The following is an 866-nucleotide window of genomic DNA, read 5'->3' on the forward strand; positions in this document are numbered from 1 at the left end:
AGACCCAATTTTAGGTTCTATTAATTCTTTGTTATTTAGTAAAAAGTTAGGAATTGATATATGGAATATTAATCAAAGACCTACTACTAAAAATAAAGTGATTAATAGTTATAAAAAGATATTTTTAGGTTTAGGAACAATTGGTTTAATTAATTATGCGAAGTTTATTCAGTATGTAGATAAGTCAGTTTTTTTATTAAGAGATGAACCGTGTTTTTGACCACCTTGCCCTACTGAACCACCAAGGCCAACATATCCGCCATTTACAACCGTTAAACCGATAATTGATAAGCCTTTTGTAGATTGGGATACTTATATATCTTTAAATAGTTTTGGTATAGCAAATCTTATTAGTGGTTTAACTGAGTTAATACCTAATAGGTTTGAAACTATACGTAAAATAGCAAATATGGGAACTGGTGGTTGTTTGATTAGTAGTGGTGTTGCTATGGGTATTAATAATGATTTTAGTAATTATTTTGCTATTCCTACTATTATTGCCGGAGCAAGTGAGATTATAAATACTTTATTGTTACCGTTAGGAAATACACATAATAATACAGAATTACAAGAAGTATTTACAGATGAAAGAGCAAGATTAATTAATGCTAGTGTTAGTGATTATCAAAGTACAAATGATAGTATGGTTGATGTTGATTTAAATGATGATAGTATGTCTGAGATTAATTTAGATAGAGCAAGTTTAAATTGGGATTATTCTTATGCTTATACGTTAGGTGGTGTTTAAAATGGATTTTAAGGAGATTATAAAATATGCTTTATATATTGGTGGGTTTTGTCTTATACTTTGATTTTGTCGTAATTGAATACATGAGGGTATACAGAAATTCAAACATAAAAAACAT

Annotated in this window: 1 protein-coding gene; it reads left to right on the top strand. The window is 28.3% G+C overall.

Annotated elements, in window-relative coordinates:
- Positions 1-748, top strand: a 748-nt coding sequence (locus M0D11_RS06170; RefSeq protein ID WP_252321062.1) for a hypothetical protein, incomplete at its 5' end; no start/stop codon positions are given.
- Between the last annotated feature and the right edge of the window lie 118 nt (positions 749-866).

This window comes from Spiroplasma endosymbiont of Lariophagus distinguendus (genome assembly GCF_023846195.1).
Classification (GTDB): Bacteria; Bacillota_I; Bacilli_A; order Mycoplasmatales; family VBWQ01; genus Spiroplasma_E.